A 6,519-nucleotide genomic window follows, 5' to 3' on the forward strand; every position below is an offset into this window, starting at 1 on the left:
TCTTTCTTTTGTTTTTCTGTAATTAGTTTATCTTTATTTAATTGCATTGGATTTTCCAACGTAGGGTTTTCCTGCGTGGGATTCTCCAACGTTGGATTTTCCAATGTAGGTGAAACCGATGCAGGAATGGGCTGCGGCAGCTCAAAGATTACATAGTCTGCGCCGCGCAGCCGCCCTTTCTCGTCCCGTTCTCTGGAACGCTGGATGTAGCCTGCCTGTTCCAGTTCCCGGATAGCCTGCCGTATCGCATCGATGCTTTCCCGGTTGATACGGGCTAGCCCTTGCAGGGTGTAGTCCCAATCTTCCGGTAGGGAGAGCATTTGGGAGAGTAAGCCCTTGGCTTTCAGGGACAAGGCCCGGTTCCGCAGGTGATGGTTCGACATGACCGTGTAGCCGCTGTTCTTTTCTACCCGAAAAACTGCCATTTCACGGATGCCTCCTTTCGTTGTAAACAAAAAAAGCAGCGTTCATTTGCTCCCGGTGATGGGAGAAGTGAACGCTGCGCGTACTTGATAATTTTTAGGTTGTGTGGTATATAAAAGGCAACTATATTTCAAACACGGCTGCCCATCGGGGTGCGATACAAGCAAGTTGCTATCCGATGACCTTGAAAACAAATTGTACTACGATGTTTTTTGAAAAGTTCTGTATCACTACTCGCACCAAACAATGAAAATCCGAACCCTTTCTCAAAAGAGAAGGGTTCGGATTTTTTGTTTTCCTTGCGCTTGGATTTTCTGATTTACAAACCTGAAGTGCTGTATTATAATAAAGTAATCACACAACAGGAGGCTCCTCAGAATGTCCCATTTGATCGAAACGGTATACAACTTGCTCTGGGGTGATTTGTTCACCCTGCCGGTGGGCGGCGGCATCGGCATTTCGCTGATGGCGGTGCTGCTGCTCACGGCGGGTGTGTTCTTCACCCTGCGCACCCGGCTGCTGCCCGTGCGGCTGTTCCGGGATATGATCGCCGCTGTCTGCGAGAAGAACCAGAGCATGGACAGCCTTTCCTCTTTTCAGACGCTCATCGTCTCCACGGCCACCCGGGTAGGCATGGGCAATCTGGTGGGCGTGGTGGCGGCAGTGTCTGCCGGTGGTGCCGGTGCGGTGTTCTGGATGTGGGTCACGGCCCTGCTGGGGGCCTCCACCTCCTTTGTGGAATCCACACTGGCCCAGAAGTACCGGCAGCCTGACCCGCTCTATGGCGGGCAGCGCGGCGGCCCGGCCTACTACATCCATGTGCTGGCCGAGCGCAAGCGGGGCAAAAAGCTGCGTCATTCTATCATCGCGGTACTGTTTGCCATTTCAGGACTCATCTGCTGGTGCGGCATCAGCCAGGTCATCAGCAATTCGGTCAGCTCCGCCTTTGCCAATGCGTTCTCCATCCCGCCCATCGTGACCACAGTGGTGCTGGTGGTGCTCTCGGCGGTCATTGTCCTGCGCAGGGATGCCACCGTGAAAAGCCTGGATGTTATCGTGCCGATCATGGCGGTCTGCTATTTCGTGATGACGGTTATCATCATTGCGGTGAATTTCCGCCAGCTGCCCGCTGTGCTGGGCCGCATCTTCTCGGAAGCCTTCGGCCTGCGGCAGGTGGCCGCGGGCGGCTTTGGCGCGGTGCTGATGAACGGTGTCAAGCGCGGCCTGTTCTCCAATGAAGCGGGCAGCGGTTCAGCCCCCTGTGCGGCAGCGGCTGCCTCCTGCGATGATCCTGTGAAGATGGGCTTTGTGCAGGCACTGGGTGTCCTGATCGATACGGTGGTCATCTGCAGCTGCACTGCCTTTATGATGCTGCTGGCTCCCGCAAATGTCACCACTGGGCTGACCGGCATGGACCTGCTGCAGGCAGCGGCGCAGTACCATCTGGGCAGCTTTGGCGTGGTGTTCATTGCCGTCACGCTGGCGCTGTTCAGCTTCTCCACCTTCATCGGCATCCTGTTCTATGCCCGCTCCAATGTGGCGTACCTCTTTGGCGACCGCTGGGGCTGGCAGACAGCCTATAAGGTGCTGGCCCTTGTCATGCTGATGGTGGGCGGCCTGGAAGCCTATACCGTGGTGTGGGACCTGGGCGATGTGGGCATCGGCCTGATGACCATATTTAATCTCATTGCCCTCTACCCCATGTCCGGCGAAGCCATTGCCGCCTTGCGGGATTACGAGCGCCGGAAACATCTGACCCAAAACTGACCCTGCCGACAGCTTCCGCAGAAAAGCTGCAAAAATCCGAAAAAAGTAGTTGACAAATCGCCCGCAGTCTGATAAAATAAACAAGTCGTCCGGCAACGGACATGAACAGAATCTGGGCGTGTTCCCGAGTGGCCAATGGGGACAGACTGTAAATCTGCTGCTTTTCAGCTTCGGTGGTTCGAATCCACCCGCGCCCACCAAACAAGAGAAATCCGAACCTATTTCCGATTGGAGAAGGGTTCGGATTTTTCGTTTTCTTCGGGTACAACAATGAAGGCTCCCGTGGACGGCGCAAAACTCCGATACCTTGTCATAGACCGTAACCACACAACAAGAGTTTGGAGGACACGATGATGAAGTACGATGAAAGAGCCTGCAAGTTTAACATGGACACCGGATGTGTGGAGCTGTTGCTCCGGGATGGGAGAAAAATCTCCATTGACTGCACCGGGGTTGAGGATGCGCTGGATGTGACCATGGCGCAGCAGACAGAACTGGACTACCTTATCTACAATGACCCACTGGCGTATGCAGAGCTGATTCTAAACGGTGAGCCGGAAGAATACCTGCGGAATGTGGCTGGGAGCCACGGGCTGGAAGATTAAGAGCAAAAAAATAAGAGGTGTGCCCAACTGGACACACCTCGGTGAGATACATATATATAAGGCAGGGCGTTCCCTCTTTACCGGGAGCGTCCTGCTGTTTTTATGCGGCAACAGGCAATGCTTGTAGAGCTTCCTGCTCTTTCAGCCATTCCTCATATTCACGCTGGCCTTCCTCGCTGTTGAAAAACTCAACCATGGAAGGATAGAAACAACGTGCCAGCGACTTGATCGCTTCATCCGGGTAGCCGGACTTGTTTACAGACTTTTTCTTTTTGCTCAAATAGTGTCCTCCGAAAATCAAAGTTCAACATCCTGCCCACGCTTGCGGTTTTGCTGCTGCACATTCATGGTGCGCTCCTGCTTGGGGGCAAGAATCTTTTCCAGAAAGCCACGCACCAGCTCCGGCGCACGGTGGAGAGCATCCAGATAAGGCTTTACATCGTACCACAGGTCGTGGTACTTGTTGCTCCAATGAATGGCTTCCTTCTTGGCGGTGGAAAGTTCTTCTTTCAGGCGGCGGTTCTCCACGTCCATCATATAGCCGTGGTCAGCCTGTTTTTTCAGTTTGGAAAATTCTTCTTCGGTCAGCGAGTAGTTACCGAGGAAGGTGCGCTTGCCGATATAATCCAGATCGCGCGCATGAATGAGGGCTTCTTTCGTGAGTGTGGCCTTTTTCTGCACAGCGGCAAGCTCCCTCTCCTTTTTGGAGAGGGTCTGACAGGTTTTAGTAAGCGACTGCGCCTTTTGGTCGGCTTGGGCGGTAAGGGTGTCCAGACGTTCCTGCTCCCGCTGGACTTTGAATTGGGTGACGGTCAGGTGTTCTTCAGTGCTGCCACGCTCACCGCGCTCTACATCGGTATACCCGGCGCTGCGCATATAGTTGAAGAAATCGTCTTGCAGGATGCTGTACGACTTCTTCAAAACAGGCTTGCCGTTCTTTTGCAGGACGGGCTTTCCGGCATCGTCCAGCAAGGGCTTGGATGCCCACTTCTTGCTCCGGCTGACCTGCATGACGGTCTCCTTGACTGTGCCGACCAGTGCCTTATCCTTGCAGCGTTTCGACCAGAGGATCTGCTTTTCCACCACAGGTACATAGACCACATGGAGGTGGTAGTGGTAGACCTCCCTGCCTAGTGCTTCGGTCATGGCGCGGTTGATCTCATCCGCGTGCATGACTGCCGAGAGGATATACTGCTCACCACCCACGATTTGCACAGCAGCTTTGTAGGCATCCTCATAGAACTGCTTGGCGAACTCGTAGCCACCGTGATTGTCAAAATAGGCCGAGTTGACATCAAAGACAAGCTCGCAATAATGGGTGGCATCCGGCTTCAAGCCGCGCGTGGAGATGGTTCCGGCGGCTTCCAGTTGGGCGAACAGGTCAGTGTAGCTGGCGGTTGGCTTTTTGAAGTGGACGTTCCATGCAGCGCGCTGGGGGATAATATCGGGGTTCCGATAGCTGTCCTTTTCGCGCTCGTTGTGCTGCTGGGTGTTACCAACGGCCTTGTCTGAAACGGCGAGATTTCGGACACTGGTGCGGTCAACGCCATCGTTTCTTGCCAAAGGGCATCCCTCCTTTCAAGGGGTACTGTTTAACACTCTTACTCATAATGCAGATGGTTTTTTTGATAAACGATAAAAATATATTGATTTTCAATTTAACGTGTGCTATTCTAAATGTGAAATCAAAGGGGGATGCAATATGGGTAAGAATGATTTTCGGGTTGATACAACTTCTTCCGAGAAAAAGACGTTTTTCAAAAAGAAACAAACACTTCTCGGACTGGCATTCTTACTGACTGTTCCGCAAATGTTCAGTGCAGTGATTCTTCCTATTCAATGGCTTTTGGGTGCAAGGCATGGAGTGGTTCTTAATGTCACTTCCATTGCATCGCAGGAACTGTATTTCCTTGTAATGACGATTGCCGGAATCTCTGTTTTGAAGATGATGCTTAGTGATAAAACTTTTTCTAAAACGCTGGTTCAATGCACTCGTCTTGAAGGCTATCTTATTGCGGTTGCATCTGTGATATTTCCACTTTTACCGGGATATCAAGCGTCTGGTTCGACCTTTTTCTTCTGTGATTCAGTATTGCTGTTGCCTGGAGTACTTCTGATTATCATGGCTGAGTTGTTGAAAGAAGCTGTTGCGATGCAGAAGGAATTGAACGAAGTTCTTTAAGGGGATAAGAATGGCAATCATACTACGATTGGACCGCATTATGGCAGACCGAAAGATTTCCTTGACAGAACTTTCTGAACGTGTTGGAATCTCTATGGCGAACCTCTCAAATCTAAAGACCGGAAAGGTTAGAGCAATTCGTTTTTCTACACTGGATGCAATTTGCCGGGAGCTTCATTGTCAGCCGGGAGACATTTTAGAATACGATGAAACATAGAAGGAGTCGGAACAGGCACATTCCGTTATGCGGCTTTTCTTTAGGCGAACAGCTTGTTTGCGGTGGGGAGATGCACTTCTTCGGAAGTGTAATAACCCACTATGACACTTTCATCCCTGCGGTCTGCAAAGTGTAGTGGGCTCTTCGAGGACTCTCCGAGGGGGAACGTCTCCTGCGGGAGAGCTAATTGAGTTCACGTTTGCGAAGCAATGAAAGCCCCAGTGGGGCTTTTAAGTGACCGAACGGTCTTGCGCTAGCAAGATGGAGGGGCCTCGCCCCGACAAGTTCGCACAATGCGAACTTGATCGCTCCGTACGCATTTGAAAAAATCGCGTACGGAGTTCAAATAATCTGTACGGTTCGTACGACGCACAAATGATCGAAATACAGACGATAAAGCGCTCGATTTTCTCAAAATTCGCCGTACAAGTGCGTACAAGTACAGACCGTACAAGTTGTACGAATTTCTTCCATGAAAAAATGCACTTTTTACGGGCAGGGGTGGACAAGCGGTTCGATGCCCACAAAGCCCCGCACCCTGCGACCACTGGGCGAAGCGATATTATGTACTGCACCAGAGACCCCAAAGTGGGAACTCTGGTGTTTTTTTGCTTCCTGCCTGAATATACGGAGAATTTTGCGGAAAGGGCGAAAAAGCAGCAGAACTGCAACGGAAAAAGAAAAAAGCCCTTACTGGTTGCAGGGCTGCAACAGCAAGGGCGGAGATGGAACCGTATATTGAACAAAACGGCAGAGCGTATTATAATGAGGAAAAAGCTCAAAAAGGAGGGCCGACTTCATGGCACAGGAATATTTGCCTGCACCATCCAACATCCGTCTTGCGGACTTGATGAAAGAGCACAACATCAGCCAACCAGAACTTGCTAAGGAACTCGGCTGCTCCAAGAGCACCATCAACCGTTTTATCAGTGGCGCAAAAGGAACCCTGACCCATGAGCAGGTGCTGAAGATTGCAAGGCTGTTCAACGTATCTACGGATTTCCTGCTGGGAGAAACCAACATCCCTGACCGCAAGAACTACGACATTGCCGAACTGGGTTTGTCCGTAGAAGCTGCAAAGAACCTCTACACAGGGCGTGTCAATACAGAGGTGGTCAACCTGCTGTTGGAAAACGCCCGCTTTGCAGAGCTTACTTACCGCATAGCGCAGTATTTTGATGATACCTTTGCATCCGGTATCGCAGCACAGAACGCCATGCTCACGACATTGAGCACCCTGCTGCGCACAAAGGTCAAGACCCCGGAAGCAGCCAAAGCCGCAAAGGACATCAGCCTTCGGAGAAAGCCCGTGTACCAAGGTGATC

At 51.6% G+C, this 6,519-nt stretch carries 8 protein-coding genes and 1 tRNA gene; 6 read left to right on the top strand and 3 right to left on the bottom strand.

What is annotated here, in order from left to right; all coding sequences use genetic code 11:
* Nucleotides 1–425: helix-turn-helix domain-containing protein (locus D3F01_RS15600; protein ID WP_242889582.1), on the bottom strand; the 425-nt coding region annotated here is incomplete at its 3' end.
* 376 nt (nucleotides 426–801) lie between these two features.
* Between D3F01_RS15600 and D3F01_RS15605 the strand changes: the two genes are divergently transcribed.
* The 3 genes from D3F01_RS15605 to D3F01_RS15615 all read left to right on the top strand — a co-directional run bounded on the left by D3F01_RS15605 (nucleotide 802) and on the right by D3F01_RS15615 (nucleotide 2,795).
* Nucleotides 802–2,190 (top strand): alanine/glycine:cation symporter family protein, encoded by a 1,389-nt coding sequence (locus tag D3F01_RS15605; RefSeq protein ID WP_117506071.1) that lies wholly within the window; start codon nucleotides 802–804, stop codon nucleotides 2,188–2,190.
* A 114-nt stretch (nucleotides 2,191–2,304) separates the two neighbouring features.
* Nucleotides 2,305–2,390 (top strand) — tRNA-Tyr (locus D3F01_RS15610).
* Nucleotides 2,391–2,543: 153 nt separating this feature from the next.
* Nucleotides 2,544–2,795: a DUF6061 family protein gene (locus D3F01_RS15615; protein ID WP_242889587.1), complete on the top strand. Its 252-nt coding sequence runs from the start codon at nucleotides 2,544–2,546 to the stop codon at nucleotides 2,793–2,795.
* A gap of 100 nt (nucleotides 2,796–2,895) precedes the next feature.
* On the opposite strand, the gene D3F01_RS15620 is transcribed toward D3F01_RS15615, so the two are convergent.
* Both D3F01_RS15620 and D3F01_RS15625 read right to left on the bottom strand, forming a co-directional pair.
* On the bottom strand, nucleotides 2,896–3,075 hold the full coding sequence (locus D3F01_RS15620) for a hypothetical protein (protein WP_242700935.1): 180 nt from the start codon (nucleotides 3,073–3,075) through the stop codon (nucleotides 2,896–2,898).
* A 17-nt stretch (nucleotides 3,076–3,092) separates the two neighbouring features.
* Nucleotides 3,093–4,358: a plasmid recombination protein gene (locus D3F01_RS15625; protein WP_242889583.1), complete on the bottom strand. Its 1,266-nt coding sequence runs from the start codon at nucleotides 4,356–4,358 to the stop codon at nucleotides 3,093–3,095.
* A 139-nt stretch (nucleotides 4,359–4,497) separates the two neighbouring features.
* Between D3F01_RS15625 and D3F01_RS15630 the strand changes: the two genes are divergently transcribed.
* The 3 genes from D3F01_RS15630 to D3F01_RS15640 form a co-directional block, all read left to right on the top strand.
* On the top strand, nucleotides 4,498–4,977 hold the full coding sequence (locus D3F01_RS15630; protein ID WP_120120273.1) for a DUF2975 domain-containing protein: 480 nt from the start codon (nucleotides 4,498–4,500) through the stop codon (nucleotides 4,975–4,977).
* A 10-nt stretch (nucleotides 4,978–4,987) separates the two neighbouring features.
* Entirely contained in the window at nucleotides 4,988–5,194 is a 207-nt protein-coding gene (locus D3F01_RS15635) for a helix-turn-helix transcriptional regulator (RefSeq protein ID WP_120120272.1), read from the top strand.
* A gap of 799 nt (nucleotides 5,195–5,993) precedes the next feature.
* Nucleotides 5,994–6,519 (top strand): helix-turn-helix transcriptional regulator (locus D3F01_RS15640; RefSeq protein ID WP_242889585.1); only part of this gene is annotated, 526 nt, incomplete at its 3' end.

The sequence above is a fragment of the Faecalibacterium sp. BCRC 81149 genome (assembly GCF_022750605.1).
GTDB classification, from domain to species: Bacteria; Bacillota; Clostridia; order Oscillospirales; family Ruminococcaceae; genus Faecalibacterium; species Faecalibacterium duncaniae.